Source organism: Pseudomonas sp. P1_F1_2 (assembly GCF_056405815.1).
The window spans coordinates 1-26,544 of the sequence record NZ_JBFUBK010000097.1 but is presented as its reverse complement, the minus strand read 5'-3'; the positions used below and the strand labels follow the sequence as shown (position 1 = coordinate 26,544).

Here is a 26,544-nt window from a genome sequence, read left to right as displayed (position 1 = left end):
AGATTACTGCGCATCCAGTTGTTTGCCACGGGTTTCCGGCAGGCTCAGCGCTGCAAGGATCACCACCCCATAGGACACTGCCGCAAAAGCCCCGATGCCCACGCTCAGCGGCACACGCTGGCTAAGCAAACCAATCAGCAGCGGGAACAATGCCGCCAATGCGCGGCCAATGTTGTAGCAAAAACCCTGGCCCGAACCGCGAATCCGCGTCGGAAACAACTCGGTCAAAAACGCGCCCATGCCGCTGAAAATCCCCGAAGCGAAGAAGCCCAGCGGGAAGCCCAGCCAGAGCATCACAGCGTTGCTGACCGGCAGTTGGGTGTAGAGCAAAACGATGGTGAACGAGCCGACCGCGAACAGGATGAAGTTCTTCTTGCGCCCCAGGAGGTCGGTCAAATACGCGCTGATAACGTAACCGACGTAGGAACCGACAATCACCATCGCCAGATAACCGCCTGTGCCGAGTACGCTCAAGCCCCGCTCGTTCTTCAGAAACGTCGGCAACCATGAGGTGATCGCGTAGTAACCGCCCAGTGCGCCCGTGGTCAGCACCGAAGCACGAATCGTGGTGAACAGAATGCCGGGGGCAAAAATCTCGTAGAACTTCGCCGGGTTGCTCGGTTCCTGTCTGGCTTTGGCTTCACGATAGATTTCCGGGTCTTTGACCAGACGACGAACGAAGATCACGAAAATCGCCGGCACAATGCCGAGAATAAACAGGGCGCGCCAGGCGTCTTCCGGCGGCAACACTGAGAACAGCAGCGCATAGAGAATCGCCGTCAACCCCCACCCCAACGCCCAACCCGATTGCACCATGCCCACGGCTTTGCCCCGGTCCTTGGCGCGAATCACTTCGCCCATCAGTACGGCGCCGGCGGTCCATTCACCCCCAAAACCGAATCCCATCAGGGTGCGACTGATCAACAGTTGTTCATAGTTTTGCGCGAAGCCACAGAGGAAGGTGAAGAAGGCGAACCACAGCACCGTCAGTTGCAAGGTGCGCACACGACCGATGCGGTCAGAGAGAATCCCCGCCACCCAACCGCCGATGGCCGAGGCGATCAGGGTGCTGGTGTGAATCAGCCCGGCCTCGCCGGTGGTAATGCCCCACATTGCAATCAGGGTCGGCACCACGAAGCTGAGCATCTGGGTGTCCATGCCGTCCAGGCCATAACCGATCTTGCAACTCCAGAAGGTGCGACGCTCCTGCTGATTGATGTTGCGGTACCAGTCGAAAGGTCCCGGGCGGGCCTTGGCATTGGGGATGTCGAGCGTGTCGGGCGCACTCATGGCAACTCTCCGTGCAAATTTTATTGGTATTGTTCTAAGCCCCGACGACGCCTATCGTGGGAACCGGATGCGTCGATTTTTGGGTCCGTGGCCCTGCTGCGTCCAACTAATAAAAACCCGCTCCAGACATAAGAAAACTTTATCCCCACGAGCTGACCCCATGAATTTGAAGTTTCTTGAAACCTTTGTCTGGGTCGCTCGACTCAAAAGTTTTCGTCTGACCGCCGACAAACTCTTCACCACCCAGGCCTCGATTTCCAGCCGAATTGCGGTGCTTGAAGGTGAACTGGGGGTGAAGCTGTTTTTGCGCGATTCCCGCGGCGTCAGCCTGACGCCTGAAGGCTTGAAAGTGCTCGACTATGCCGAGCAGATGATGGACACCATGCAGGCACTCAAACAATCGATCGAGACCCGATCGAGCAAGGTCGGACGGGTGCGGATCGGCGTCATGGACACGGTAATCCACACCTGGCTGAGCCCGCTGGTGGCGCAGATGACGGATCTCTATCCGTTGGTGGAAATCGAACTGGTGGCCGATACCTCGCTCAACCTCTGCGATCAGCTGCAAAAAGGCTTTCTCGATCTGATCCTGCAAACCGACCTGATGCGTCAGGAAAGCGTGCGCAGCCTGGAGCTGGCCAGCCATCCCATGGGTTGGATCGCGGCGAATAATTCACTCTACAACCGCGAATATTCGGGCATCGCCGATCTGGCGCGCGAGCGGATCATTACCTACTCGAAAAACTCCCATCCACACCAGGAAGTGCTGGCCCTGATGCAGGCCAATGGCGTAATGGCCCCGCGCCTCAACTGCGTGAATTCGGTGTCGGCGATAACCCGCTTGTTGCGTGATGGTTTTGGCATTGGCGCGCTGCCGCCGGTGCTGGTAGCCGAGGAATTGGCGCGCGGGGAAATGACGCTGTTGGCCATTGATCAACGACCGCCGGATTTACAGGTGGTGGTGTCGTGGCGCACGGGCGTTGAGTGGGTCGAGGAGATTGTGGCGTTGTGTCAGCAGGTGCTGAAACGGTATGCGCAGGAGATGGGCGAGGATTACATCGTTCTGGCGCGCCAACCTATGTAGCGTTTCAGGTAAATCCCGGCGCTGGTTTGACGACTGCTGCGCAGCCGGACGCAGGCTGCGCCAGCTGCTACAGGGGGCCGATTCGGCCTAGAGGCCGCGCACATCGCGGTCTTCAATCGGCCGGCTCTGGCGCAGGCGTTTGCCGCCCAGCACCACCCAGTCGATCAAGCGGAACAGGCATTCAATCCCGAACGACAGCAACAACGCGCCGCTCATCCCCCAGATCATCGCTTCGGGCGTCAGCAGGATCTGATAGCTGTAGCCGTTCCAGGTTTCCTTGCGAATATCCGGGTCAGCCGCCAGTACCACCTGCAGGAAGCGGATGTACCACGGGCCTTGCATGGCCTGGAATTGTTTGTCCAACGCCAGCTGACGGGTCAGCAGGTTGCTCAGGCTGTCGGCATCGCTGCGAAAGATCGGGTCTTCGCTGGCGCGGTAATGAGCGACCAGTGCCTGCATATCCCCCTTGAAGAACTGATTGGCGGTGCCCTGAAAACCGCTCAAGCCTGTTTGCGCCTCTATCAGATGCGCCTCGACCCGCTTGGCGTAATCATTGATAAACCCCGGCACCTGAACACCGACCAACAGACCCGCCGCAAACAACACCAGGCGTAGATAACTGAGCAACATCGGGGAGATCCTTATTCGGTCTTGCCCTGGCTGACGCATTCGCCGCGTCGCCAAAGGCTCCATTGGCCCGGTTCGTAGCGGGTCCAGGTTTCGTTTTCGGTCAGGGGTTCGGTGGCAATCACCGTGACCACGTCGTTGGGCGTGGTTTCGGCCTGGAAGTCGACAATCACATCGACATCCTTCAAGCGCGCAGGGCCGAAAGGTGCCCGACGAGTGATCTGGGCCAATTTGGTCGAGCAATAGCAGAACAGCCAGTCGCCGTCGCTGAGCAGGCAGTTGAACACGCCTTTGCTGCGGTATTCGGCGCAGGCCGCCACCAGGTCGGGTAGTAATTCTTCAACCTCGACCGGTTCCGGGAAGGCTGCGCGCACACGGTTGAGCAAATCGCAGAATGCCGCTTCGCTGTCGGTGTCGCCGACGGGGCGGTAGAAACTGGCGGTCGGTTGAAAGTCAGCGAGTTGGCCGTTGTGCGCGAAACACCAATTACGCCCCCACAGTTCGCGCACGAACGGGTGGGTATTGGACAGGCAGACCTTGCCGACATTGGCCTGGCGGATATGCCCGATCACCACTTCACTTTTGATCGGATAACGCTGCACCAGGTTCGCCACCTCAGACTCGCAGCTGGCAGCCGGGTCCTGAAACAGGCGCAGGCCGCGCCCCTCATAGAACGCGATCCCCCAGCCATCGCGGTGCGGCCCGGTACGGCCGCCGCGCTGCATCAGCCCGGTGAAGCTGAACACGATATCGGTCGGCACATTGGCGCTCATGCCCAATAACTCACACATGCTCGGGTTCTCGATGAAAAGGCAGGGGCAAGGTTACAAACGTGGCTCGACCCGCAATCGCTGAGGATTGCTCGGGACCGGCGGTCGGCCGTAACGATCATCGCCGGCACCGCCGAAGGGATGATCATCGTCAGGGTCTTCTGCCTTGGCAGCAGCCTTGGCGGCGGCCGCCTGTTCCTTGCGAGCGTTGGAAGCGCGCTCGATCGGGAAGCGGATCGCCACCATCACCAGGTACAGTCCGAAGGCGATCATGCCGTACATAAAAAGATCGGAAATTGCCCGCCAGGCGTTGTTGCCGACCTTGAATAGCAGGTCGAGCGCCGTGATGGCGATGGCCGGTGCGACTTTGTCCTTCACCGGGTCGATGATCGTCGGGCTAAACAGCAACACCGCCACCAGCAGCCGCAACGGCTCGCGCAGCCAACGCCACATCCAGCGGGTCAATCGCATCCACACCAACAGGCAGCCCAAAGCGGCGAAGGCGTAGAGGCCCCAAGCGATCAGATAGTCGTTCTCGGTCATGGTGTCCATGGCAAGGCAGGCAAAGAGGCGCTTATAGTAACGACTTTTCGCACATCAGGCTTGCCCGCTGTCTGCGACCCGCCAATTTCGTACAACGTTCGAGAGTCTTTCATGCCCCTATCCGCCAACGTTTCCGACGCGCCCATTGCCCACAAGGCGGAAGGCGATGACCCGTATGCCTGGCTACAGGAGCGCGACACCAACGCGGTGCTCGACTACCTCAAGGCTGAAAACAGCTATCAAGAGGCACAAACCGCCGATCAGGCCGGCCTGCGCGAGACCCTGTTCGAAGAGATCAAGGGGCGGATTCTCGAAACCGATTTGTCGCTGCCCTCCCCTTGGGGGCCGTACCTGTATTACACGCGCACCACGGCCGGTGACGAATATGCCCGGCACTACCGCTGCCCGCGCCCGGCCGATGACAGCCTGCAACTCGACGAAAGCCAGGAACAGCTGCTACTGGACCCGAACGAATTGGCCAACGGTGGCTTCTTTTCCCTGGGGGCGTTCAGCATCAGCCCGGACCACCAGCGCCTGGCCTACAGCATCGACTCCACGGGTGATGAGATTTACACCCTGTTCGTGAAGGAATTGTCGGACGGTCGCGTCAGTGAACTGGAGTTCCAGGACTGCGACGGCAGCATGACGTGGGCCAACGACAGCCTGACGCTGTTTTTTGGCGAGCTGGACGACACCCATCGCCCGCACAAACTGTTCCGTTATCGGCTGGACGGCACGGCGGCCGAAGAAGTGTTCCACGAGCCGGACGGCCGATTCTTCATGCATTGCTACCGTTCAAGCTCCGAGCTGCAACTGCTGCTGTCCCTGGGCAGCAAGACCACCAGTGAAGTCTGGGCGCTGGACGCCTCCCTGCCGCATCAGGCCTTCACCTGTCTGGCGCCACGGGTTGAGGACCATGAGTACGACGTCGACCACGGCGCCCTCGATGGCCAATGGGCCTGGTTCATTCGTACCAACCGCGACGGCATCAACTTCGCGTTGTACAGCACCGTCGATACCGGGGTGGCGCCCACCGAGGCCGAATGGCAAAACCTGATCCCCCACAGCGACACGGTGATGATCGACGGCATGAGCCTGAACACTGGCGCCATGACCCTGAGCCTGCGCGAAGGTGGCTTGCCGATCATCGAAGTCCACCCACAAGGCCAGTCGCCTTATCGCGTGCAATTGCCGGACGCGGCCTACAGCCTGCACGTACAGAACAGCCTGGAGTTCGCCAGCGACAGGATCCGCCTGCGCTACGAGGCATTGAACCGTCCGGCGCAAATCCGTCAGCTCGTACTGGCGAGCGGCGAGCAAAAAGTCCTCAAGGAAACGCCGGTACTCGGCCCGTTCGACGCCGATGCCTACGTCAGTCAGCGCCTGTGGGCAACGGCACCGGACGGTACGCAGGTGCCTATCAGCCTGGTGGTCAAGCGCGAGCACCTCGGCAAACCGGTGCCGCTGTATCTGTATGGCTACGGCGCTTATGGCGAAAGCCTCGACCCGTGGTTCTCCCACGCTCGCCTGAGCCTGCTGGATCGCGGCATGGCCTTCGCCATCGCGCACGTGCGTGGCGGTGGCGAATTGGGTGAGGCCTGGTATCGGGCCGGTAAACAGGAACACAAGCACAACACGTTCAGCGACTTCATTGCCTGTGCAGAGCATTTGATTGCCAACGGTTTCACCAGCGCAAAACAATTGGCGATCAGCGGCGGCAGCGCCGGTGGCTTGCTGATTGGCGCCGTGCTCAATCAACGGCCGCAATTGTTCGGCGCGGCGATTGCCGAAGTGCCGTTCGTCGACGTGCTCAACACCATGCTCGACCCCGACCTGCCATTGACCGTCACGGAATACGACGAGTGGGGCAATCCTGAAGAGCCGGACGTTTATGATCGGATCAAGGCCTACGCCCCGTACGAAAACGTCACCGCACAAGCCTACCCGGCAACGCTGGTGATTGCCGGCTACAACGACAGCCGCGTGCAGTACTGGGAAGCGGCCAAGTGGGTGGCTAAATTGCGTGCGACCAAAACCGACGCGAACCCTCTGCTGCTCAAGACCGAATTGGGCGCCGGACATGGCGGAATGAGCGGTCGTTACCAGGGATTGCGTGACGTAGCGCTCGAATATGCATTTTTGTTCAAGGTATTGGGTATTGCCTGAGGAACTTGGCCCGGTGTGTCGGTCTTAAGACCAGACTCCGGGCCCGCTACCACTCAGATCCCCTGTGGAAGCAGGGGACGTGTGGTGCGTTCAAACTCGACCCAGCAACAGACACAAGAAAAAAGACCGTGACGACATGTCAGAACTAACCTTACTGAACAACGAAATTCGCGACTGGCTGATGGATTGCGGCCTGTTCGATCAATTGCTGCCCGCAGACTTCGCGGCCGCCTCGGGCTATTTCAGCATCAGCACCGTGGCGCAAGGTGAGGAAATCTTCCACGAGGGCGATGCCGGCAGCTTCATGTGCATCATTCACACCGGCCAGGTGGCGGTGCAAAAAACCAATGGTGACGGGCAACTGGTGACCATGGCTACATTGCGCAGCGGCCGCTCGTTCGGCGAGATGGCGGTGCTGGACGGTGAACGACGCTCCGCCAGTTGCGTGGCCGCCAGTCACTGCCAACTGCTGAACCTGGGCAAGGACTCGCTGGAAAAGATGATCAACGACGCACCGAAAATCGCCGCCAAGATCATCCGCGCCCTCGCCGTCTCCCTCTCCAAACGCCTGCGCATGGCGGATGGACAACTGCTTTCGCAACAGGTTTAGCCGCCCGGCGATTTGGCTTTCGTCGGGGTCGGCTCGATCCCCGGCACAGGCTGGTCCTTGGTCGGCGGGCTCGGCATTTCAATCGGCACCAATGGCGGACCACTGCTGCCCGGCCCCGTTTTTGGCAAGGAAGGCGCGGTGATTTGCGGGTACGGCGTCGGCGTCGCGGTGCCGGGCGAACCGGGCATGGTTGGGGGGCTGACGGGGATGGATTGCAACTGTTGCGCCTGCACTGCAGTAATCGAGAGCGCGGCCAGAGCAATGGCCGTTAGAATGGTGCGCTTCATCAATGGCTCCGTTGGCGATTTCGTCACATTCAGGCTACTCCCAACTGCGCCCGTTTGCCCTCCCAGTTTATGCAAGACTTTCTCAAGAGAGCCCCATGAAACGTTTCGTCCTGCTCGACACCACGCCCATTCCTGAAAACGGCGGTGCCCTGTGCCTGTTCGAATACGGTGAGGACTTCGTCATCAAGATCCAGGGTGGCGACGGCGGGCAGTTGATGAACACGCGCATGCACGGCTCCGAGGATGCACTGGCCGAGATCCCCTGCCGCAAAGTGGCCGGCCGGCCGAATTCGCGCGTGCTGATCGGCGGCCTGGGCATGGGCTTCACCCTCGCCTCGGCGCTCAAGCATTTGGGCAAAAGCGCGCAAGTGGTGGTCGCCGAGCTGGTGCCGGGCGTCGTGGAGTGGAACCGTGGGCCGCTGGGCGAAAAAGCCGGCAACCCGTTGCTCGACCCGCGTACCGTCATCCGCATGGAAGATGTCGCCAACGTCCTGCAAGCCGAACCACAAGGGTTCGACGCGATCATGCTCGATGTCGACAACGGCCCCGAAGGCCTGACCCAGAAGGCCAACAGCTGGCTCTACTCCGCCGGCGGCCTCAGCGCTTGCGCCAAGGCCCTGCGGCCCAAGGGCGTATTGGCGGTGTGGTCGGCGAGTGCCGACCGACAGTTTTCCGACAAATTGAAAAAGGCCGGTTTCAAGGCCGAGGAAGTCCAGGTCTTCGCCCACGGCAACAAGGGCACACGCCACACCATCTGGATTGCCGAGAAGCTCAAGGGCTGAGCTAAACTCTGAACATAACCGTCATTAGTCTTTTACAAAGGTGAACCCATGAGTTCGTCCACCCCGACCAACACTTCGAAGCTGGATCGCATCCTCGCCGACAACCAGCGCGACAAGGAAATGGGCTACCGCGACAAAGCCCTGAAGATGTACCCGCACGTGTGCGGCCGCTGCGCCCGTGAGTTTTCCGGCAAGCGCCTGAGCGAACTGACCGTGCACCATCGCGATCACAACCACGACAACAACCCGCAGGACGGCTCGAACTGGGAATTGTTGTGCCTGTACTGCCACGACAATGAACACTCGCGCTATACCGACCAGCAGTATTTTGGCGAAGGGTCGCTGAGCACGCCGAAGATCGCCAAGGCGACACACAACCCGTTTGCGGCGTTGGCGGGGTTGATGAAGAAGGAAGACTGAAGGTCTTCGGCGCCCTTACTGGCCTCATCGCGAGCAAGCTCGCTCCCACAGTTATTGTGTACACCACGAATCCTGTGGGAGCGGGCTTGCCCGCGATAGCAATTGTCCAGGCACCACCAATCTCAAACCAAACACCCCTCCCCCAATCCCCGTATAATCGCCGTTTTTTCCCCGAAGGCACCCCGCTCGTGGCAGACAAACGGTACAGCTGCATTGGTTTGTATAACCCCAAATCACCCGAAAACGTCGGTTCGGTCATGCGCGCCGCCGGCTGCTATGGCGTGGCGTCCGTGTTCTACACCGGCAAGCGCTATGAACGCGCTGCCGACTTCGTCACCGACACCAAGCGCGTGCTCTACGACATCCCGCTGATCGGCATCGACGACCTGAAAAAAATCCTGCCTCTGGGCTGCGTGCCGGTTGCCGTGGAACTGGTCGATGGCGCCCGTTCCCTGCCGGAATACACCCACCCGGACCGCGCCCTCTACATCTTCGGCCCGGAAGACGGCTCGCTGGATAAAGACATTCGCGACTGGTGCGAAGACGTGGTCTACATCCCGACCACCGGTTGCATGAACCTGGCGGCCACCGTCAATGTCGTGCTCTACGACCGCATGTCCAAAGGGCTCAACACCCGTTCCGGTGCGAAATTTCGCTGAATCAATGCACATCCAATGGAACAAGCCGCCGGCCTCGGCAGTCAGCTTAACTATCCACGACTGAATCAGTGATTTCTGCCAGGAGAAAGATCATGAGCGAACTCAAACGTGTAGAGCGCATCGAATCCACCCCGTTCCAGACCCCTTCCGAGCAGAACGTTCACGGCTGGGAACGCGCCGGCTCCGTGGCCGGTGGCGTGTTGATGATGGGCAAGGGCCTGCGTCGCGGCGGTATTTTCGGCTTGATTCAGGTGGCGATCGGCGGCGTGGCACTGGCTCGAGGGATTACCGGGCACAGTTCGCTCAAAAGCATGATCGAGAAAAGCCGCCAGGACATGGACATCGTGCGGGCGAAGATCGAGCGGGCCGGGGAAGAGTTGAGCAAGCTGAAGGCGAATGCCGAGGCAGCGACCAAAACCGCTACGGTGACGGGTAATGATTCGTTGAAGTCGCCGAAAGCCGGGGTTTGATCCTCAATATGTACTGAAGCTGAGGGCCTCATCGCGGGCAAGCCCGCTCCCACCTTGGAATGCGTTTCCCTGTGGGAGCGGGCTTGCCCGCGATGGCGGTGTTACTGAAGCAACGCGGTATCAAGGACCTTGGACGATTCGCCAATGACGCTCTCGGCCAACTGAACGAACGCCTTGGTATCCACACTTCCCAGATGCATCGCCTCGCGCAGTACATCATCCAGCGAACGCTTGTTGCGGGTTTTCAAGCGTATCTCGCGATCCAGTTCCTGTAACAGCACCACGGCTTTCGACACTTGCGCCGAATTGATCTGTTCGCCGCGCAGGGTCGTGACTTTCTGGCTGTCCTTGATCAGCTTGCCGTGCAAGCTTTCATACCGCTCATCGCTCATGCCGCCGGCGCGGCGCATCAGCTCAATGGCGTAATACTCGGCAAAACCTTCGCTGATCCAGTCGCTGCGCTGCGTATCGTTGAGCCGTGCGAACACCTGCACCAATTCACGCACCAGCGCACTGCTGCCGCTTTCGCTGACCAGCGGCAGACGCGTATTGAGGTAGATCGATTCATGCGCCGCGAGGCTACCGCGCCACATCGGGTCGTTGGCACCGACAATCAGCAATTTGCCTGGATGGCTCGGGAACACGGCTTGAACTTGCGGCCAGACAAAGGTCAGCAGCGTCAGTACGTCCATGCGATGCATGCCCTGGCCCTGAGGCGAAGCGACGGTGACTTCGGTTTCCCCCAACCGCGTGCGGCGGCTGCCGAGGTGGCCGGCGAGCATCCACCCAGTCGGCCGGTCGAACAGCCGGGACACGTTGTCGATGCGGAATTTGTTTTTGCCGATCCGCGGCCAGGCGGTTTCGACGCTTTTCCAACCGGTGGGCAACTCGAACTCAAGGCGTGATACCAGCTCGACGCCGTCCTGCTGATCGAGCTTGGCGGCCGRCACCAGATCGTCACCGCGCATCAGCGCCCAGGTCGGCGTCATGCGCGTGTCGAAACTGCCGCTTTTGCGCCCATGGCTGATGCGCACGCGGTAGGTCAGGCTGGCCTTGTCGGCGGCGGGATGCCAGACACCCCGCGCCACCTTGCCCGGCGTGAGCTGCCACTGGCCATCGGCCTTGAAGTCGCTGTAGCGGCTGCCATCGCCCAGGTCAAAATCCAGGCTGCGCACCGACGAACCCTGCGTCAGCGTCAGGCGCACCTCAGCCTGATCACTTTGCGGCAACAGGCGCACGTGATAATCCAGATCGACTTTCATCGCCGCCCACACGGACGAATTCAGGGCCAGTAGCCCAACGACCAACGCCAGCCGCAATCCCACAGCCATACACACTCCTTCGTGAAACGTTAAAACCCTGGTGCGATCAGCCCGCCCGGAAAATCAGGTGATCTTCCCAATCATCTTCAGGCACGCTGCCTTCGGCCAGCATGCGTCCGGATTGTGAAATACGTTCGTGGTGCACCGCATCGCGGTCGCCGCACACCAGATGGTGCCAGAGCGGCAGGTCCTTGCCTTCACTGACCAGGCGATAGCCGCAGGTCGGTGGCAGCCATTTGAATTCGTCCGCCTTGCCCGGCGTGAGCTGGATGCAGTCCGGAACGAAGTCACGCCGGTTCGGATAATCGGTGCACTGGCAGGTTTTCAGGTCGAGCAATTTGCAGGCGATACGCGTGTAGTAGACGCTGTTGTCGTCTTCATCTTCGAGTTTTTGCAAGCAGCAAAGGCCACAACCGTCGCACAGCGACTCCCATTCCTCTTGATCCAGTTGATCGAGGGTTTTGCGTATCCAGAACGGTTCGACTTTGGCGGCCATGGCTCAAGCATCAACATCAGGTGGTGAAAAGGCCGCCAGTCTAGTGCCAAGGCCCCTGTGGGCCAAGCATTGGCGACTGCCGGTAGAAACGGGCTTGTCAGTTTTTGCGCCGGCCAGTAGGGTTTCGCCTCGCCCCCTCACTTTCAAACGTAGCAAGGAATCTCTTGATGAGTGCTAATCCACGCGTTGCCGACTATGCCATCCACCCTCAGTTCACTGATCGCTGGTCGCCCCGCGCCTTCACCGGTGAAGCGATTCCAGAAGAGACACTGCTGAGCTTCTTCGAAGCAGCACGTTGGGCGCCGTCGGCCTACAACTCGCAGCCTTGGCGCTTTCTTTACGCGCGTCGCGATACGCCAAACTGGCAGCGTTACCTGGGGCTGCTGAACGAATTCAACCGCAGCTGGGCCCAACATGCCTCGGCTCTGGTGATCGTGATCTCGAAAACCACCTTCGCCGTGCCGGGCGCCACCGAAGAAACCCCGGCCCTGTGGCACACCTTCGACACCGGTTCAGCTTGGGGCCATCTGGCGCTGCAAGCGAGCATCAGCGGCTGGCACACCCACGGCATGGCCGGTTTCGATCAGGAATTGACCCGCAAGGAGCTGAATATTCCTGAAGGTTATGCACTGCATGCGGCGGTCGCCGTCGGCAAGCTGGGCGACAAGGCATCGCTGGCCGATTACCTGCAAGCGCGTGAAGAGCCGAGCCCGCGCCGCCCGTTGAACGAACTGGCGGCTGAGGGCGACTTCACCCTCTAAGCCCCACTGAAGATCTACTGTAGGAGCCGCCCGGACCAAGCTCGGCTCCTACAGTGTTTTGGCATGTGTTTAATACCCGCGTTCGAAATCCACTTCCCCGCGCAATGCCTCACCGGCCTGATACGCCCGCAGGTTCTCGACAAACAGGTCCACCATCATCGATGGCGACGTCGGCGCCGAGCTGTGGCCGGTCAGCAGCAAGCCCCAGGCGGTCCAGAATGGATGGCGCTGCGGCAGCGGTTCCTGACGGCAGACATCAATCACCGCGCCCGCCAGATGCCCTTCTTTCAAGGCTTCTACCAAGTCAGCATCGACCACGGCCACACCGCGCCCGACGTTGATGAACAACCCCGTCGGCTTGAACTGCTTGAACAGCGCCGCGTCGTACAAGTCATGGGTCGTGGGGGTGTTGGGCAGCAGATTGACCACGTAATCCACTTCACCGACCAGTCGCGGCAAATCGGCCAGCGAACCCACTTCAACAAACGGCGCCAGCTCGCGAGCTTCGCTGGCGATGCCGTACAACTTGACCCCAAACGGCACGAGGAACTGCGCCACGGTCTGACCGATGTCACCGGTACCGACGATCAACACCTTGCGTCCGGCCAGGCTTTGGCCGTGGCGGCTGTCCCATTTGCGCTCGACCTGGCTAACCAGCCGCGCCAGTACTTCACGCTCGTGGCCAAGCATATAAGTCAGCACATACTCGGCCATGACCTGACCGAAAATGCCTACCGCGCGAGTCAGTCGATAGTGCCGGGGCAAGCCGTCGGCCAGCAGCGGCGTGATGCCCGCCCAGGTCGATTGCAGCCACTGTGGCTGGTGGCCCTGACGCAGGAGTGTCGCGAGTAAATCCGGCTGGCCCAGCCACACCGGGCAGTCCGCCGCCTGACGGGCCAGCTCGGCGGAGTCGCCACTGGTCAGCACTTCCAGCTCTGGCGCTGCCTGACGCAACAATTGGGCGTACACAGGGTGATCGTGTTCAGCAATCAGAACGCGCATGGTTAAACCTTTCAAAAACAGTGCAGACGGCCACCGAAGGCAGGTCGCGCCCTCGCTATAGCCATCATCAAAAATTGTTCCAGTGTTTCATGAAGGTCCTGAACAGAACCTGTCAGCCCCTCACATCGGGTCGTTGCGTCGCAGCAATTCTTCCGGCAAGTGCTCGATGTACTCGTCCTCGGCGGGCGGCATTTGCAGGTGATAACCCTGCGTGTCGAGATTTTCCAGAACCACGGCGATGTCTTCGCGCGACAACTTGCGCTCGGGGGTCAGCACCAGGTCGAACGCATGGATGGCTTTGCCGAAGGCCGCCATCAATGAGTCCGGGACGCGCTCCAGTGCATCGCTTTTGAGCACATAGAGGTACATTTCACTTCTTTTCGAGCTGCGGTAGATCGAGCAAATACGTTTCAAGGCTGTTCTCCGGCGGTGGCCAGGCTGTCGAGCAGCGCCTGGCCCATCAATTCGCGGCGCCAGCCACGCAACGAATCAGGCAATTGGTAAGGACCATTGGGGAAGCCGCTCTTGAGCAGCGCTTCCAGGGTTTTCTTGCGCAGCATCAATTCCGGCGCGATGTTCAAGCGTTCGGCTTCGGCCTGGCCGATAGCGCGCAATTGTTTGACCAGTGCGGCGGCATCCACCGGCAACGGCTCCGGCACGGTTGGCGGCCATTGATCAGGCGACACACTGCCGGAACGCTTGATCAGATCAAGCAGAAACTCGCCATCCTGACGCACGGTACGCGGGTGCATGTCTTCGATTTTCGCCAGCGCGCCGAGGTTGTCCGGCTGAGTCCGCGCCAGCGGCCACAACGAATGCTCACGAACGATACGATTGCGCGGCAGATCCCGGGCGCGGGCTTCGCGCTCGCGCCAGGCGCACAGTTCACGCAACACGGCGAGTTGGGCGCGAGACAGCTTCCAGGCCAGTTTGGCGTCGCGGTAGACCTCGTAAGGGTCGACCTCGCGGCGCAGGTTGGCCACCAGCTCGGCGCCGTCTTCCAGGACCCAGGCATACTTGTCGTCAGAAAGCTTCGGACGAAGCTGTACGAAAACTTCCGCCAAATGCAAAGCATCTTCGGCGGCGTAGCTGATTTGGGTGTCGGAAAGCGGACGTTGCAGCCAGTCGGAACGGGTCTCGCCCTTGGGCAGGTCGATGCCGAGCACCTCTTGCACCAACCGCGAATACCCCATGGAAAAGCCCAGGTTCAGGTAGGCCGCCGCCAGTTGCGTATCGAACAACGGCGCTGGCAGGCTGCCGGTCAGGCGCAACAGCACTTCGAGGTCTTCGCTGCAGGCATGGACGACTTTGACCACGGCCGGGTTTTCCAGCAACGCGGCCAAGGGCTGCCAATTGTCGATGGTCAGCGGGTCTATCAGGTAAGCGCGTACGCCATCGCCGATCTGCAGCAGGCCTGCGATCGGGTAAAAGGTGTCGACCCGCATGAATTCGGTGTCGAGGGCAACGAATGGCAACTGCTGCCACTCGGCGCAAAACTGACCGAGGCTATCGTTGTCGCGAATCCAGTGAATATCGATGGCCACACGGCTCTCCCTTGAAGAATGGCGCGCAGTATATATCGCCCCCGGCGATTTCCGCGCATCCACTGAACAAGAGCTTTAGCGAAAAGACCTACCCGACGGCAAGAAAAGTCTGACAAGTGGAGACTAGCTGGTCTTACTCAGTACGTAGACCCGCATCCACGTGCAGCCCGGGAGGAAATCTTTATGACGCAACACGCGAAAACCCGCCTGTTTGAATTCGGCTTCAATCTCGACCTTGCTGACCAGCTGTGGAGCGTTAGCGGTCGCTATTTCGGGTAGCCGCAGCTTGAACAATCCGTCCACCCGCACTGCAACAATGACCGTATCGCGACTGACCCGATGGAACTCCTCAAGCATCGCCAATCGATGTTCGGCGCAGGTGATGTGCTGAAACAGGTGCATGCAAAAAATGCAGTCCACTGCATTCGCCGACAGTCCAAGGGTGAAGGCTGAACTCTGGAAGGTCTTGATCCGCTTGAGCAAGCTCTGCGGATGATGAGTCTGCGCATGGTTGAGCATGTCCTGAGACGGGTCCGACGCGAGGATCACGCGGTTCGCATGCTCCGCCAGCACCGGCCAGAAACGCCCGGCGCCGCACGCCACGTCAAGGATCAACCCCGGCTCGCCCGCAACCTTGAGCGCATTGCGCACCAGGTTTTCCTCGCGCCAGAACGCCAGACGCCCCGTCAGGCTACGCGGTTGCGGCTGCTGGCAGACGCGGGCGTGTTCCTGATCGTAGCGCCGGGCGAACTCAAGCTCGATGGCGGATGTGGGTTGCGCAGACATGTGCAATGACTCTTGGTAGTGACTCTACCGGCTGCCTGTTAGCGGCCGGTGCGTAAAAAGCTTGAAGCCTTCATTTCTTGGCCAGCACACCGTCGCCAGCTGCACCACGACACCCGGCGAACATATCCAGGTCCGGGTTGTAGACCTTGCTACTGACTTCCAGCAGCCCCAGCATCGAATGGAACAGGTTGTCCTGGCTCAACGGTTTGTCGCGAGTCAGCTGCAGGCATTGGGTGTCCACCGAGAACGATTTCTGAAAGCTGTCGGAAAACCACGCCAGCATGGCCACGTGCTTCTGTTGTTCTGGCGCCAGCATGTAAGGCGTGCCGTGCAAGAACAGGTTGTATTCACCCAACGACTCGCCGTGGTCGGACAGGTACAGCATCGCGGTGTCGACTTTCTCCTGGTTCTTGCGCAACAGATCGATCAGGCTCGACAGTACGTGGTCGGTATACACCAGCGTGTTGTCGTAACCATTGACGATACTTTCGCGACTGCAATTGTTCAGTGCGTTGCTTTCGCAAACCGGGGTGAAGCGCTCGAACTCCTTCGGGTAACGCTTGAAGTACTCAGGGCCATGGCTACCCATTTGATGCAAGACCAGCACGGTGTCTTTATCGAGTGTGTCGATAAAATGTTGCAAACCTTGCAGCAGGATTTCATCGCGGCATTCGCTGTTGGCGCACAGTACCGGGTCTTTCAAGTTGCTCACGTCGTCGAGGGTGACCCGATCGCAAGTGCCTTTGCAGCCCGACTGGTTATCACGCCAGATCACTTCCAGGCCGGCACGTTTGAGTACATCCAGCAGGCCTTCTTCATTCTTCGCCTTGCTGGCGTTGTAGTCCTTGCGGCCCATGTTGGAGAACATGCACGGCACGGACACGGCGGTTTCCGTGCCGCAGGAATGCACATCGGTAAATGCGATCAGGCCGGCTTCTTTACTCAGCTTCGGGGTGGTGTCGCGGTCATAGCCCAGGATGCCGAAGTTCTCGGCCCGGGCGCTCTCGCCCACCACCAATACCGTCAGGGATTTGCGATCGCGGCCCTGCCAGGTCGGATTCTTCTGCGCGTCTTCGCCGATTTTGACAAAGGGTTGATGGGCCGAAGCAACCTGTTCGCGCAAATAGCCAGCGGAGGCACCGATGTAGTTGCTCGGCACGACCATCAGGCGCAACTCGTGATGATTGCGGAACAATGAGGACAAGCCCTGATAGTTAATCAGTGCCACACCACCGATGACGGTAGCCGACACAACACTCACCAGAACTTTACTTAATAACTCATGGTGCCAACGGCGATAATTAACCGGGGTTTTCCATAATAACCATGACGGCAAAACACCCAGGAACAGGATATAAGCCAACAACTTCAACGAGAGTAAGTCTCGTACTTCCGTCGCATTGGTTTGTGCGAAATTACGCAACATGCCGGTGTCGATCAGTACACCGTATTGACTCATGAAATACGCCACCCCGGCGCTGATCATGAAGATCAGCATCAGCACCGGCTTCAACACACGCTTGAACGCCAGCAAGGTCAGCACAATGTTGAACGCCGCCAGAATCATCGCCCCGAATGCCACGCGCATGACGATGCCTTTACCGTCGGACGTCGTGATTTCAAACAGGTGTTGCCAGAGCACAAAATTGAAGGCGGTTAACAAAAAGGCACTGGCAATCAGTGTCACCCATTCCGGGCGCACGGCTTTAATCTTCAACATGGTGATCGGCTGTTCCTAAAAAGAAGTGCCTACGGCAAATGTGAAAATTTCATTGACCGTGACAACACTTATGTTAGGTACCCAACCATCAATTTTTTGTGAAAAAGAAGCCAACGAATAGTTGGCTCCTGATATCACGACTGTTTGAGAATGATTCAGGCCTGGTTCAGGTACCAGCGCCAATCCTGTTCACCGACCTCGCCCATGAATTGTCGGTACTCGGCGCGCTTTACGGCCAGGTAAACGCCAAGGAAGGGGCCGCCGAACGCTTCACGTGCCCAGGTCGAACCTTCAAGCGCACGTAACGTGGTCAGCCAATCGGTCGGCAACAACTCCGTGGCCTGGGCGTACCCGTTGCCTTCCACCGGCGCACCCGGGTCCAATCGTTCGCGGATACCGCGATGGATGCCGGCCAGGATCGCCGCGGCGGCCAGGTACGGGTTGGCGTCGGCACCGCAAATACGGTGTTCGATGTGCCGGGAAAACGCAGGCCCGCCTGGCACGCGCAAACTCACCGTACGGTTGTCCACACCCCAGGTCGCCGCCAGGGGGGCGTAGCTGTTGGTCTGGAATCGGCGATAGGAGTTGGCATTCGGGCAGAACAACAGCAGTGAATCGAGCAAGGTGCTGAGCATCCCGCCGACGGCTTGTCTGAGCAGTGGTGTGCCGTCTGGCGCTTCGCTGGCGAACAGGTTGTTGCCCTCTTTGTCCGCCAGGCTGACGTGCATGTGCATCCCGGTGCCCGCCAGGTCATCAAAGGGTTTGGCCATGAAGCACGCCGTCATCCCGTGTTTATGGGCCACGCCCTTGACCAACCGTTTGTAACGCACCGCTTCATCCATTGCCTGTAGGGCATTGGTGCGGTGTTCGAGGGTAATTTCCACTTGCCCCGGCGCATATTCGGAAATTGCCGTGCGCACCGGAATTCCTTGCAGCTTGCAGGCACTGTAGAGATCGGCCAGAAACGGCTCGATCTGCTCCAGTTCACGCAAACCGTAGACTTGAGTCGTGCGAGGTCGCCCGCCGTCGACATCGCGCGCCGGTTGCGGTCGCCCCTGACTGTCGCGCTGTTGGTCCAGCAGATAAAACTCCAGCTCTGCCGCCATGACCGGGTAATAGCCATCGGCCTGCAAGTCTTCGATCACTTTCGCCAGGAGGTGCCGAGGATCAGCGATCGTCGCCGGCATGCCTTCTTTGGGGTGCATGCTGACTTGCACCGCCGCTGTCGGAATCAGCCGCCACGGCATGCGCGTCAGACTGCCGCTGACCGGGTAGGCGCGGCAGTCAATATCGCCGACATCCCAGACCAGTCCGGAGTTTTCCACGTCATCGCCATTAATGGTCAGGCCGAGAATGGTACTCGGCAATGGCCGGCCACTTTCGTAGACCGCCAGCAGCTCATCGCGATGCAACAACTTGCCCCGTGGCACACCGTTGTTGTCGAGAATGAACAGCTCGAACATTTCGATATCCGGGTTCTGTTCGAGAAAGGTCAGGGCTTCTTGCAAGGTGGCGAACGATGTCGTGGCACTACTCATGAGCATTCTCTTATTTCCGCGTCAGGCGAACGCGCAGGCGTCGCCGATTTGATCCAGCGCCGGGCGCGGGACCTGTCAGAACAATCAACGGGAAATGCAGGAATCCGGTGGGCGTGCGTGACGACAATGCCACAGCGCCCAGAAGGCCAACTCGGAGGGAAGTGCGACGGGACAATCGCCCATAGAAAAAACCGCAGAGAACAGATGAGCAGCAGCGTCACACGGGCGGTTGAGTCTTTAAATCTGGATTTGAAGAACCTTGGTTACGGATTGGCTAAACAATCATTCGCGCCCTACCCCACGCCTTTCAATGAAACTTCCTACAAGGCATTCTCCTGGTACGGTCGTTCCGTTAGGATCGTTCGCACACGTTTGCGCACTGTCAGCGCAAGGAGCACAGCGAGTCAGAATGGATGCTGAACAGTAATTTGCTTAGAAAGCTCGACATGCAAGACCTCATGGTATTTGTCGCCGTGTACGAGCAAAGCAGCGTCACCGGTGTGTCGGCGGCACTCTGCGTCAGCCAGTCCACGGTAAGTTACTGCCTGAAAAAGCTGCGTATCAGTTTTGAAGACGAGCTCTTCACCAATACCCGCACCGGTATGCGCCCTACCTACAAAGCCAGCACCATGTACACGCATGTGCAGAAAATTCTCGAAAGCATCAACTTGTGTCACGTCAGTGCCCCGGCGTTTAACCCGACCTTGCAAGCGGTGACGTTCAATATTTGCGCGCCGGAGTATTTCGAGCAGCTGATTCTGCCGCGCCTGTTGAAGCGCTTCGACTTCGCCGACCTGCCGGTGATGGTCAACCTGCACACATTCGAAACCGATATTCCGGTCGAAGAGTTGCGCGATGGCAGTCTCGATCTGGTGATCTGTTTCGGCCCAAACTTCCATCGCAGCCACACCGACTTCAAATCCCGAATGTTGCTGGAAGATGACTTGGTCTGCGTGTTCGACAAACGCGCCACACCCCTGGAACCGCGTTTAAGCCTGCAAGCCTTTGTCGAACGCCGACATGTGTTCCCGACCCCATGGACGTCCACCGCCAACAGGGTCGACGGCTGGCTGGCGCAACAGGCGCACAAACGGCAGATCGTCGCGCGCGCCAACAGCTACAGTGCGGCACTGAAAACCATCACCGGCACAGACTTCATCCTGACGTTGCCCCGTCGCATCCAGCAATTGCTGGCCAACAAAGCGATCTTCAATCACTGCGAAGCCCCCAACGGGCTGCCGGGTTTCACCCTGGACATGCAGTGGAGTCAACGTGCCGATCAGGACAATGCCAACACCTGGTTGCGCGAGCAGGTGATCGAGGTCTGTGCCGAGCAGGCAATGGCTTGAAGCTCAGCGGCTGATGGCGGTCTTGGCGTAGGACTCGCGATCAATGTCGAGAATCTCGACACACAGTTGCACTTCAACCTCCGCCGGCCACTCGCAAAGGTCCTGTACCACCGCCAGCAAGCTTTCAGACAGTTGCTGCTTGATCTGCGGCGAGCGACCGCTCAACAACGCCAGCTTCACATGGACGAACCCCCGTTCAGCCAACGCGGTACCCACCTTGAAAGTCTCGACCTTCATCGCTCGGCTCTTGATGTCGAACTCCGCAGCAAACTGACCGGAAGCCACCAGGGTGTTATTGAGCCGGATCAACGCCACGTCGGCGTTCAGCCCGGGCAGGTTGGCGGTGTATTCCATGTGCAGGTGTGGCATGACGCGGCTCCAGAAAGGGTGTGCAGAAAGAGTGTGCAGAAAGGTCCTACGTATAACACAGCGTTGACCGACGACTCACTGGGCCAACGGCAGTGACGAACGTTCACTCATGAACCCCTCCAGACGCGAACGCAACCAGCGTTCAGCGGGGTCGGTATCGACATGGCTCAGCCAGACCATCGACAAGTCCAGCGTCGGGGTCTTGAACGGAAAGGGTTCCTTGAACAGCAAGCCAGAGGCGGCCATGGCTTCGGCGGTGTAATCCGGCAGGCTGGCAATCAAATCAGTGCCGGCGAGCAAGGCCGGCAACGCACTGTATTGCGGCACGGAAAGGACGACCTGGCGCGTGCGGCCAATCTCCGCCAGCCACTCATCGGCGTAACCACTGACGTTCGCGGTGTGGGAAACCAGCACATGAGGGCGTGAGCAATATTCATCGAGCGTCAGCGGTGTGTCGGACGCATCGGCGCGCAAGATGCTCGGTTGAATGTGCCGCAACAGCTTGCGCTTGGCATTGGCTGGCAGGCCGCGGGTCTGGCTGATGCCGACGGTGATGTCGCCGGACGCCAACAAGTCCGGTATGCGCCAGTAGTCGACGTGCTGAACCACGAACACCACCTTCGGCGCTTCCTGGCGCAAGGCCCGCAACAGCGGCGGCAGCAGGCCGAACTCGACGTCATCCGACAACCCGATGCGAAAGGTCATGGTGCTGCTGGCGGGGTCGAAATCGTGGGTCAGGCTCAGGGCCACCGACAGCGAATCCAGCGCCGGCGACAGGTACTGAATCAGTTCCTCGGCGCGGGCCGTCGGCTCCATGCGATGGCCGACGCGAATGAACAACGGGTCATTGAACATCGTGCGCAGGCGATTGAGCGCGGCACTGATGGTCGGCTGCCCGAGAAACAGCTTCTCCGCCACCCGCGTCACGTTGCGCTCGAGCATCAACGTTTCGAACACCACCATCAGGTTGATGTCCGCCTTGCGCAGTTCATTGCGATTCATTCATTGCCCCCGGTCCCCGACACTCACGGCAGTGTAGAAAGGCGCGAGGGGAGCGTCTACGTGCAACGGCCATCAATTGACCGTCAAGGCCTTCAATCCGAGTGCGAGTTGTCGCACGTCCTGGCCCATTGCGAACTGTTTTGGACTGACCGCATCGGCAAACTGAAATTGCAGCCTCAGTACACCCTGACTCGCTACCCGCGCTTGCATCTCGGTGGTGAGCGGCATTTCGATAACATTGCCATCGGCCTGCTCAAGCAGAGTATTCATGGCCGGCAGTTCATTGATGCTGATGGCGACACGTTGGCGAGCATGCCCGGGAGGAAGGAACGCCGTGGCCTCCAGACGCAAGGAATGCACGGGCGCCGGGACCCGGAACATGACTTCAGCTTCAGGGTCCTTGGACCAGGTCCCCCAAAGCTCGGTATCGGACCACCCCTTGGCCAGCAGCGCCCCGCCTTTGCTGCCGGTGTTGAACAGCGTTTTTTGTCCGGGCTCCAGCGATGGAACCAACTCCAGCGGATTGATTTGCGAGGTAGCCTGTGTGCAGGCGCTGCACTGTTTCCAGCCCGGAGCAAGCACCGTGAACCCGTCAATCCTGGCGAACAGATCCGTTGGGGTATTCACGTTTCTCACGGCCTGCATCCAGGCACGGTCATCGAACAGGTACAACGAATCAGCGTCGTACTTGCCCGACGCCATTTCACGCGCGGTGTCCTGCCCGGATTTTATCCAATTGCCCGTGTCCACCCGCCCCAGGTAAACGGCATTCGTGGCAAGGCCATGGGCGCTGGCAAAATCAGCCACTGCCATCCAGTTTGGGGACTGGTTTTGCGGAACCACCCAACGAATGTTCCGGTAATGAGCCGCTGCACTGTTCCAGAAGGGATCGACCATGGGCGAGGCCCACTTCGATGCGGGTTCAACCATCAACTGCTTGCGAACGCCGGCCCAGCCGGCATGGGTGTCCAGCACCTGTATCAGCAATGCCAGGGACAACAGACTCACGGCGGTGCGGGAGGTATTGGCGCGGATCACCAGGAAAATCATGGCGAAGATAAACGCGTAGTACAGCGGCCAGAACATCCGCCCGGAAGCACGGAAGACGTTGGCGATTGAAATCACCCAAGGCGGCAGTGGAAAGGTTATATCGAGCGAGCCTAAAGCCACATGGTTGGAAATCGAGAACAGGCCCAGTCCCACCAACGCTACCAGCAATAACGGCCAGCGCCGCAGTCGCTGGAAAAAACCTGTACGGCCTTGAAGTAACCCCACCAGTGCGCAAATGCCCAGCGTCATCAGCCCAAGGCCAAGGAAAAGAAATCCTTCAACCTCACCGAGCCCTTGAACACCGGGTAAATCCTTCAGCACATAGGACCACTGCCCCGCCCAGTTCCCCGGATCGATCAGCGACAGCAGGTTCATGGCGTACAGACCAAAACCGGCCGATATCGCACCCTCGCTGCCCACCGAAAAATAGCCCGCCTGCCAGCAGCAAACAGTGACCAGCGAAAACAGCCCGATCAATTCGATGGCAGCAGACTGCAGCGTCAGTTTTTTCTTGAAATAGCCGCTCGTGAGATCGGCGATCCAGATCACTGCAACCATCGCCAAAAAATACGCATGGATCAACGCGGCCGCCGCTAGCAACGCCCCCCAGACCAGGCGTCGACGACGCAATTGCGGGTGCAGCGCCAGATACAACGAGGCCAGCACCAGAAAATGCCCACCCAGGGACAAATGGAAAGGCATGCGCATGAGCATGGGCGGAACAAACAGGAACAACGCCGTACTCACGGCACGCACACCCACGTGGGTCGACACCAGCCCTACCAGTTTCCAGGCAAACCAGGCCTGCAAAACGAAGCAGGCCAGGAACCAGAGTCCGAAATACTGGAAAGGCGTTGGCAACAGAGAGGCGAACGGTTTGAACAAGAATGCCAGCAGTGGATTGGAGTCAGAGAAAATGATGCCATTGCTCAATTCCAGCCCATAGGAAGGATTGAGTCCGATGGGAAAGGTCCAGGGCGACTGTCGGAAAAAGACCCAGCCCAGATAATGCGTCGCCGGATCACCATTACCCAGCCATGCAATGTTTTGAGGGTTCAGCGCCCTTGGCCCAACGACGATGAAAAAGGCCAGAACACCGATCAACACAGGCAACAGGTTGATCGGCAACTGCTTAACCAAGTCCTTCATCGATACGTCCAGAAGTTATGCAGTACAAAGGTAAATGCCGGAATAGTCAGCGCCACCGCGCCAATCCCCAGCAAATAATGCAGCCCGGCCAATTGCGCGGCCCACGCCACCAGCATCGCCAGCAGAAAACCGGCACCGGACACCATCATGAAACGCAGCAGCGTTCGGCCGTGCAACCGTGCGGAAAAACTCCAGGTGGTGTTGATCACGTAAGACACCACCGTCGCCACGGCAAAAGCCACGCCGTTGGCCAGTGGTGGCTGCGCCACCACGAAATTGATGAACAGCACGGCCACCAGCGCATGCAGCGCCGTGACGAACAATCCGGTCACGGCAAAACGCAGGCCACGCTTGATCAGGGCGGATTTTTCGGCCGACGTCACGGCTTCTGCGCCAGCACAAACACCGTCAGACCCGCCCAGCGATTGGCGCCCATAAGCGGCAATTCGAGGCGGCACAGCGTCTTCAGGATCGAATTGACCAACGGGTGATGTCGCTTGAGTTGCGAGCGCGGCGGTGACGGTTGCGCGCCTTTGGGCAGCAGCCGCAATGTGGCTGCTATCGGGAACACCAGGCCGAAGTAGTAAGCACCCTGCTTCACCGTCAGCCCGGCATCGCGCGCCACCGTTTCCAGCTGAGCCAAGGTGTATCGGCGTTTGTGTTCAAGAAAGTCATCGTGTCCGCTCCACAGAAACTGAAACGCGGGCACCGTCATCAGGAATCGACTGCCGGACGGGACTTTATCCACATACGCCTTGAGCAAACCGACGTCGTCATCGACATGCTCCAGCACGTCCATCAGCAGCACCAGGTCGGCATCCAGCGCGTCGACTGCGCGTCGGTAATGCACGGGTTTTGCGGCGGTGGTCGTGTCCGAGTCAGCTTCATAACTAATGTCTACGCACCACGCCTCGGTGGCCGGTGAATGCTTTAGCAAGTGGTGAGTAAAGAACCCGGAGCCTGCGCCCACATCGAGAATCTTTGTGAAAGGTGTGTTGCCCAACAAGCGCATGGTCGCCGCCGCTTTGGAGGCGTAATACCAATGCTGGTCGATGCTCGAACCGAGGATGTCGGTTTCCTTGAGGTCCATGCTTCAGTCCTTGGGGTCGTAGACACGACGCACCAAGAAAACCGGGCGGCGCTTGGATTCGATGTAGGTCCGGCCCAGGTATTCACCCAGCACGCCGATGCCGATCAATTGCAAGCCACCCAGAAAAGTCACGGCGACCATCAGCGAGGCGTAACCCGGCAGGTCAATTCCGGAAATCAAGGTGCGCAGGATGATGAAAATGGCGAACGCGAAAGAAATCAGCGAAACAACCAGACCAAGGTAGGTCCAGACCCGCAGCGGTTCAGTGCTGAAACTGGTGATGCCTTCCAGGGCGAAATTCCACAAGCGCCAGCCGTTGAACTTGGTCGCCCCCGCCACCCGTTCGGGGCGCTCGTAGTTCACGTAAGTGGTGCGAAATCCGACCCAGGCGAACAGGCCTTTCATGAAGCGTCGGGACTCGGGCAGTGTCTGCAAGGCATCGACCACGCAACGGTCCATGAGCCGGAAATCACCGACGTTTTCCGGCAGGTGTTGTTCGGCAATCTTGTTGTGCAGGCGGTAGAACCAGTTGGCCGAGGTCTGTTTGGCCCAGGAGTCGGTGTTGCGACTCAGACGATGGCCCAGCACCACTTCATAGCCTTCACGCCAGCGGGCGATCATTTCAAGAATGACTTCAGGCGGGTCCTGCAAATCGACATCGATCGGCACCACGACCTGTCCGGTAGCCGTCTGTAAACCCGCAGTCAGCGCCGCTTCCTTGCCGAAATTACGACTCAGGTCGACGATGCGCAGGCGTGGATCTGTCTGCTGGCGTTCCAGCAGCAGGTCCAGTGTGGCGTCGGTGCTGCCGTCGTTGACGAAAACCAGCTCCAGACCAATCAGCGTCTCTTGGTTGAAGACGTCATTGATCCGCGCGATGAACAAATCGACGGTCGCTGCTTCATTGAACACCGGGATGACGAGCGACAACGCCAGAGGCCCGGTCAGATGCGTTCCGTGCTGATGAGTCAATTGATTGCTCTTTTTTATAGTGGTTTTACGACAATCCGGGGGCATCGACAGGTGCTCGACGCATGAACCGAATCGTATTAAGCAGGACCGAGGAAGGTGATGCAAGGGCGAATCCGAGGGGGAATTGGCCATTCCCACCGGCCCGCTGGCGCCGGCAGAAATATTTTCAAATGCCTGGAAACAAATGCTGGATGGCCAAAAAAGCCAGCTCCGCTAGGCTTGCCCCCGATGCGTCACACTGGTTGTCGCTATAACCCATCGCATGGAGCGAGCAGTATGTATTTCGAGATCTACAGGCAGTCCAAAGGCACCCCGAGCACCGGCAAAGGACAATGGCGCTGGCGGTTGAGGGCGGGGAATCACGAGACGATTGCCAGTGGTGAGTCGTATGTGAACAAAGCCGATTGCCTGCACGTCATCGGGTTGATCAAAGGGGTCGAGGGTGAAACGCCGGTGAAAGAAATCTAGGCCTGGTAGCCAGTGCCCGAGGCAGATAGCTGATTCTTGGGCTGATTTCACTGGCCTCATCGCGGGCAAGCCCGCTCCCACAGTGGATTGCATTCGTTCAGGAAGAATGCAATCCAAAGGGGGTGCGGGCGTGCCCGCGATGGAGCCCGAAAATGCACCAACAAAATCCTGGGGAACAATACGCCTCAGACAGGCAACGGATTCAGCGCCGCATCAAA

29 protein-coding genes are annotated in these 26,544 nt (G+C 59.2%); 10 read left to right on the top strand and 19 right to left on the bottom strand.

What is annotated here, in order from left to right:
- Positions 1-3: 3 nt before the first annotated feature.
- The gene (locus tag AC1D2P_RS23825; protein ID WP_046033303.1) at positions 4-1,290 is read right to left on the bottom strand and encodes an MFS transporter; all 1,287 of its coding nucleotides are present in this window, start codon (positions 1,288-1,290) and stop codon (positions 4-6) included.
- Positions 1,291-1,450: 160 nt separating this feature from the next.
- Between AC1D2P_RS23825 and AC1D2P_RS23820 the strand changes: the two genes are divergently transcribed.
- Positions 1,451-2,374 (top strand): LysR family transcriptional regulator, encoded by a 924-nt coding sequence (locus tag AC1D2P_RS23820; protein ID WP_477758079.1) that lies wholly within the window; start codon positions 1,451-1,453, stop codon positions 2,372-2,374.
- Between the two features lie 87 nt (positions 2,375-2,461).
- Here the strand turns inward: AC1D2P_RS23820 and AC1D2P_RS23815 are convergent, their stop codons facing one another.
- From AC1D2P_RS23815 to AC1D2P_RS23805, 3 genes are read right to left on the bottom strand one after another with little or no spacing between them, the layout of a single operon-like run.
- Positions 2,462-3,004, bottom strand: coding sequence for a DUF2937 family protein (locus tag AC1D2P_RS23815; RefSeq protein ID WP_077430707.1), 543 nt, complete (start codon positions 3,002-3,004; stop codon positions 2,462-2,464).
- Between the two features lie 11 nt (positions 3,005-3,015).
- Complete coding sequence (locus AC1D2P_RS23810) at positions 3,016-3,792, bottom strand: class II glutamine amidotransferase (RefSeq protein WP_034150022.1); 777 nt, start codon at positions 3,790-3,792, stop codon at positions 3,016-3,018.
- A gap of 33 nt (positions 3,793-3,825) precedes the next feature.
- Positions 3,826-4,323 (bottom strand): hypothetical protein, encoded by a 498-nt coding sequence (locus tag AC1D2P_RS23805; RefSeq protein ID WP_046033300.1) that lies wholly within the window; start codon positions 4,321-4,323, stop codon positions 3,826-3,828.
- 102 nt (positions 4,324-4,425) lie between these two features.
- Here AC1D2P_RS23805 and AC1D2P_RS23800 point away from each other — a divergent pair, with 102 nt between their 5' ends.
- Both AC1D2P_RS23800 and AC1D2P_RS23795 read left to right on the top strand, forming a co-directional pair.
- On the top strand, positions 4,426-6,480 hold the full coding sequence (locus tag AC1D2P_RS23800) for a S9 family peptidase (RefSeq protein ID WP_046033299.1): 2,055 nt from the start codon (positions 4,426-4,428) through the stop codon (positions 6,478-6,480).
- 136 nt (positions 6,481-6,616) lie between these two features.
- Positions 6,617-7,090 (top strand): cyclic nucleotide-binding domain-containing protein, encoded by a 474-nt coding sequence (locus AC1D2P_RS23795; RefSeq protein WP_258667816.1) that lies wholly within the window; start codon positions 6,617-6,619, stop codon positions 7,088-7,090.
- Here the strand turns inward: AC1D2P_RS23795 and AC1D2P_RS23790 are convergent.
- On the bottom strand, positions 7,087-7,377 hold the full coding sequence (locus tag AC1D2P_RS23790; protein WP_046033297.1) for a hypothetical protein: 291 nt from the start codon (positions 7,375-7,377) through the stop codon (positions 7,087-7,089). The two genes, AC1D2P_RS23795 and AC1D2P_RS23790, sit on opposite strands and share 4 nt — an antisense overlap.
- Before the next feature lie 95 nt (positions 7,378-7,472).
- On the opposite strand from AC1D2P_RS23790, the gene AC1D2P_RS23785 reads away from it, so the two are divergent.
- The 4 genes from AC1D2P_RS23785 to AC1D2P_RS23770 all read left to right on the top strand — a co-directional run bounded on the left by AC1D2P_RS23785 (position 7,473) and on the right by AC1D2P_RS23770 (position 9,708).
- Positions 7,473-8,159, top strand: a complete 687-nt coding sequence (locus AC1D2P_RS23785) for a spermidine synthase (RefSeq protein WP_258667815.1) — start codon at positions 7,473-7,475, stop codon at positions 8,157-8,159.
- A 48-nt stretch (positions 8,160-8,207) separates the two neighbouring features.
- Positions 8,208-8,579 carry a YajD family HNH nuclease gene (locus tag AC1D2P_RS23780; protein ID WP_007944009.1) on the top strand — a complete coding sequence of 124 codons (372 nt, stop codon included), beginning with the start codon at positions 8,208-8,210 and terminating at the stop codon, positions 8,577-8,579.
- 188 nt (positions 8,580-8,767) lie between these two features.
- Complete coding sequence (locus AC1D2P_RS23775) at positions 8,768-9,238, top strand: RNA methyltransferase (protein WP_477758078.1); 471 nt, start codon at positions 8,768-8,770, stop codon at positions 9,236-9,238.
- 92 nt (positions 9,239-9,330) lie between these two features.
- Positions 9,331-9,708 carry a YgaP family membrane protein gene (locus tag AC1D2P_RS23770; protein WP_109787947.1) on the top strand — a complete coding sequence of 126 codons (378 nt, stop codon included), beginning with the start codon at positions 9,331-9,333 and terminating at the stop codon, positions 9,706-9,708.
- Between the two features lie 101 nt (positions 9,709-9,809).
- Here the strand turns inward: AC1D2P_RS23770 and AC1D2P_RS23765 are convergent, their stop codons facing one another.
- A complete protein-coding gene (locus tag AC1D2P_RS23765) occupies positions 9,810-11,039 on the bottom strand; it encodes a hypothetical protein (RefSeq protein ID WP_477811617.1) in 1,230 nt (409 codons plus the stop codon).
- Between the two features lie 37 nt (positions 11,040-11,076).
- Entirely contained in the window at positions 11,077-11,526 is a 450-nt protein-coding gene (locus tag AC1D2P_RS23760; protein ID WP_007944020.1) for a YcgN family cysteine cluster protein, read from the bottom strand.
- 167 nt (positions 11,527-11,693) lie between these two features.
- On the opposite strand from AC1D2P_RS23760, the gene AC1D2P_RS23755 reads away from it, so the two are divergent.
- Positions 11,694-12,287 carry a nitroreductase family protein gene (locus tag AC1D2P_RS23755; RefSeq protein ID WP_046033292.1) on the top strand — a complete coding sequence of 198 codons (594 nt, stop codon included), beginning with the start codon at positions 11,694-11,696 and terminating at the stop codon, positions 12,285-12,287.
- A gap of 69 nt (positions 12,288-12,356) precedes the next feature.
- Here the strand turns inward: AC1D2P_RS23755 and AC1D2P_RS23750 are convergent, their stop codons facing one another.
- The 6 genes from AC1D2P_RS23750 to AC1D2P_RS23725 form a co-directional block, all read right to left on the bottom strand.
- On the bottom strand, positions 12,357-13,289 hold the full coding sequence (locus tag AC1D2P_RS23750; RefSeq protein WP_046029622.1) for a D-2-hydroxyacid dehydrogenase: 933 nt from the start codon (positions 13,287-13,289) through the stop codon (positions 12,357-12,359).
- 120 nt (positions 13,290-13,409) lie between these two features.
- Entirely contained in the window at positions 13,410-13,703 is a 294-nt protein-coding gene (locus tag AC1D2P_RS23745) for a YcgL domain-containing protein (protein WP_046029619.1), read from the bottom strand.
- Positions 13,700-14,833, bottom strand: coding sequence for a ribonuclease D (rnd, locus tag AC1D2P_RS23740; RefSeq protein ID WP_046029617.1), 1,134 nt, complete (start codon positions 14,831-14,833; stop codon positions 13,700-13,702). Before rnd ends, AC1D2P_RS23745 begins: the two co-directional genes overlap by 4 nt.
- Positions 14,834-14,956: 123 nt before the next feature.
- The gene (locus tag AC1D2P_RS23735; protein WP_046029614.1) at positions 14,957-15,619 is read right to left on the bottom strand and encodes a class I SAM-dependent methyltransferase; all 663 of its coding nucleotides are present in this window, start codon (positions 15,617-15,619) and stop codon (positions 14,957-14,959) included.
- 70 nt (positions 15,620-15,689) lie between these two features.
- Positions 15,690-17,339, bottom strand: coding sequence for a phosphoethanolamine transferase (locus AC1D2P_RS23730; protein ID WP_477758077.1), 1,650 nt, complete (start codon positions 17,337-17,339; stop codon positions 15,690-15,692).
- Positions 17,340-17,494: 155 nt separating this feature from the next.
- On the bottom strand, positions 17,495-18,877 hold the full coding sequence (locus AC1D2P_RS23725; protein ID WP_477758076.1) for a glutamine synthetase family protein: 1,383 nt from the start codon (positions 18,875-18,877) through the stop codon (positions 17,495-17,497).
- Positions 18,878-19,290: 413 nt separating this feature from the next.
- On the opposite strand from AC1D2P_RS23725, the gene AC1D2P_RS23720 reads away from it, so the two are divergent.
- Positions 19,291-20,226 carry a LysR family transcriptional regulator gene (locus AC1D2P_RS23720; RefSeq protein WP_077430712.1) on the top strand — a complete coding sequence of 312 codons (936 nt, stop codon included), beginning with the start codon at positions 19,291-19,293 and terminating at the stop codon, positions 20,224-20,226.
- A gap of 3 nt (positions 20,227-20,229) precedes the next feature.
- Here the strand turns inward: AC1D2P_RS23720 and AC1D2P_RS23715 are convergent, their stop codons facing one another.
- The 6 genes from AC1D2P_RS23715 to AC1D2P_RS23690 form a co-directional block, all read right to left on the bottom strand.
- The gene (locus AC1D2P_RS23715) at positions 20,230-20,595 is read right to left on the bottom strand and encodes a 5-carboxymethyl-2-hydroxymuconate Delta-isomerase (RefSeq protein WP_046029609.1); all 366 of its coding nucleotides are present in this window, start codon (positions 20,593-20,595) and stop codon (positions 20,230-20,232) included.
- Positions 20,596-20,670: 75 nt separating this feature from the next.
- On the bottom strand, positions 20,671-21,597 hold the full coding sequence (locus tag AC1D2P_RS23710; protein WP_046029608.1) for a LysR substrate-binding domain-containing protein: 927 nt from the start codon (positions 21,595-21,597) through the stop codon (positions 20,671-20,673).
- A 72-nt stretch (positions 21,598-21,669) separates the two neighbouring features.
- Positions 21,670-23,796, bottom strand: a complete 2,127-nt coding sequence (locus AC1D2P_RS23705; RefSeq protein WP_477758075.1) for a DUF6311 domain-containing protein — start codon at positions 23,794-23,796, stop codon at positions 21,670-21,672.
- Entirely contained in the window at positions 23,793-24,179 is a 387-nt protein-coding gene (locus AC1D2P_RS23700; RefSeq protein WP_109787414.1) for a GtrA family protein, read from the bottom strand. Before AC1D2P_RS23700 ends, AC1D2P_RS23705 begins: the two co-directional genes overlap by 4 nt.
- Positions 24,176-24,886, bottom strand: a complete 711-nt coding sequence (locus tag AC1D2P_RS23695; RefSeq protein WP_109787413.1) for a class I SAM-dependent methyltransferase — start codon at positions 24,884-24,886, stop codon at positions 24,176-24,178. Before AC1D2P_RS23695 ends, AC1D2P_RS23700 begins: the two co-directional genes overlap by 4 nt.
- A gap of 3 nt (positions 24,887-24,889) precedes the next feature.
- On the bottom strand, positions 24,890-25,903 hold the full coding sequence (locus AC1D2P_RS23690; RefSeq protein WP_477758074.1) for a glycosyltransferase family 2 protein: 1,014 nt from the start codon (positions 25,901-25,903) through the stop codon (positions 24,890-24,892).
- 231 nt (positions 25,904-26,134) lie between these two features.
- Here AC1D2P_RS23690 and AC1D2P_RS23685 point away from each other — a divergent pair, with 231 nt between their 5' ends.
- Positions 26,135-26,326: a YegP family protein gene (locus AC1D2P_RS23685; protein WP_046029596.1), complete on the top strand. Its 192-nt coding sequence runs from the start codon at positions 26,135-26,137 to the stop codon at positions 26,324-26,326.
- The last annotated feature ends 218 nt before the right edge of the window (positions 26,327-26,544 follow it).

Excerpts from the sequence above, each read along its gene's own strand:
- AC1D2P_RS23825 (WP_046033303.1), bottom strand. The coding sequence starts at position 1,290 with ATGAGTGCGCCCGACACGCTCGACATCCCCAATGCCAAGGCCCGCCCG.
- AC1D2P_RS23820 (WP_477758079.1), top strand. The coding sequence starts at position 1,451 with ATGAATTTGAAGTTTCTTGAAACCTTTGTCTGGGTCGCTCGACTCAAA.
- AC1D2P_RS23815 (WP_077430707.1), bottom strand. The coding sequence starts at position 3,004 with ATGTTGCTCAGTTATCTACGCCTGGTGTTGTTTGCGGCGGGTCTGTTG.
- AC1D2P_RS23810 (WP_034150022.1), bottom strand. The coding sequence starts at position 3,792 with ATGTGTGAGTTATTGGGCATGAGCGCCAATGTGCCGACCGATATCGTG.
- AC1D2P_RS23805 (WP_046033300.1), bottom strand. The coding sequence starts at position 4,323 with ATGGACACCATGACCGAGAACGACTATCTGATCGCTTGGGGCCTCTAC.
- AC1D2P_RS23800 (WP_046033299.1), top strand. The coding sequence starts at position 4,426 with ATGCCCCTATCCGCCAACGTTTCCGACGCGCCCATTGCCCACAAGGCG.
- AC1D2P_RS23795 (WP_258667816.1), top strand. The coding sequence starts at position 6,617 with ATGTCAGAACTAACCTTACTGAACAACGAAATTCGCGACTGGCTGATG.
- AC1D2P_RS23790 (WP_046033297.1), bottom strand. The coding sequence starts at position 7,377 with ATGAAGCGCACCATTCTAACGGCCATTGCTCTGGCCGCGCTCTCGATT.
- AC1D2P_RS23785 (WP_258667815.1), top strand. The coding sequence starts at position 7,473 with ATGAAACGTTTCGTCCTGCTCGACACCACGCCCATTCCTGAAAACGGC.
- AC1D2P_RS23780 (WP_007944009.1), top strand. The coding sequence starts at position 8,208 with ATGAGTTCGTCCACCCCGACCAACACTTCGAAGCTGGATCGCATCCTC.
- AC1D2P_RS23770 (WP_109787947.1), top strand. The coding sequence starts at position 9,331 with ATGAGCGAACTCAAACGTGTAGAGCGCATCGAATCCACCCCGTTCCAG.
- AC1D2P_RS23760 (WP_007944020.1), bottom strand. The coding sequence starts at position 11,526 with ATGGCCGCCAAAGTCGAACCGTTCTGGATACGCAAAACCCTCGATCAA.
- AC1D2P_RS23755 (WP_046033292.1), top strand. The coding sequence starts at position 11,694 with ATGAGTGCTAATCCACGCGTTGCCGACTATGCCATCCACCCTCAGTTC.
- AC1D2P_RS23750 (WP_046029622.1), bottom strand. The coding sequence starts at position 13,289 with ATGCGCGTTCTGATTGCTGAACACGATCACCCTGTGTACGCCCAATTG.
- AC1D2P_RS23735 (WP_046029614.1), bottom strand. The coding sequence starts at position 15,619 with ATGTCTGCGCAACCCACATCCGCCATCGAGCTTGAGTTCGCCCGGCGC.
- AC1D2P_RS23730 (WP_477758077.1), bottom strand. The coding sequence starts at position 17,339 with ATGTTGAAGATTAAAGCCGTGCGCCCGGAATGGGTGACACTGATTGCC.
- AC1D2P_RS23725 (WP_477758076.1), bottom strand. The coding sequence starts at position 18,877 with ATGAGTAGTGCCACGACATCGTTCGCCACCTTGCAAGAAGCCCTGACC.
- AC1D2P_RS23720 (WP_077430712.1), top strand. The coding sequence starts at position 19,291 with ATGCTGAACAGTAATTTGCTTAGAAAGCTCGACATGCAAGACCTCATG.
- AC1D2P_RS23715 (WP_046029609.1), bottom strand. The coding sequence starts at position 20,595 with ATGCCACACCTGCACATGGAATACACCGCCAACCTGCCCGGGCTGAAC.
- AC1D2P_RS23710 (WP_046029608.1), bottom strand. The coding sequence starts at position 21,597 with ATGAATCGCAATGAACTGCGCAAGGCGGACATCAACCTGATGGTGGTG.
- AC1D2P_RS23705 (WP_477758075.1), bottom strand. The coding sequence starts at position 23,796 with ATGAAGGACTTGGTTAAGCAGTTGCCGATCAACCTGTTGCCTGTGTTG.
- AC1D2P_RS23695 (WP_109787413.1), bottom strand. The coding sequence starts at position 24,886 with ATGGACCTCAAGGAAACCGACATCCTCGGTTCGAGCATCGACCAGCAT.
- AC1D2P_RS23690 (WP_477758074.1), bottom strand. The coding sequence starts at position 25,903 with ATGCCCCCGGATTGTCGTAAAACCACTATAAAAAAGAGCAATCAATTG.
- AC1D2P_RS23685 (WP_046029596.1), top strand. The coding sequence starts at position 26,135 with ATGTATTTCGAGATCTACAGGCAGTCCAAAGGCACCCCGAGCACCGGC.